Raw genomic sequence first — 255 nt, forward strand, 5'->3', positions numbered from 1 at the left:
TGTTGAAAATCTCCGGCGTGCCGTACTTCGCCAGCGCCTCTTCCAGCGCCGCCACGCAGAACCAGACGTCCATCGTGTTCGACAACCGCCACGCCAGGACCGCACGGCTCGCCCAGTCGATGATGGCAACGAGATAAAGAAAGCCGCGGCCGATGGGCAGATACGTGATGTCGGCCGCCCATACCTGGTTTGGCCGGTCGATCGTCAAGTTGCGCAACAGATAGGGATAGATCTTGTGGCCCGGCGCCGGCCTCG

The 255-nt window shown here is 62.4% G+C and carries 1 protein-coding gene; it reads right to left on the bottom strand.

Features of this window, described 5'->3' with window-relative positions:
• A partial coding sequence (locus tag ACZIRK_RS45730) for a transposase (protein WP_474419910.1) occupies nucleotides 1-255 on the bottom strand: 255 nt, incomplete at both ends.

Source organism: Bradyrhizobium sp. Leo114, from assembly GCF_055229415.2.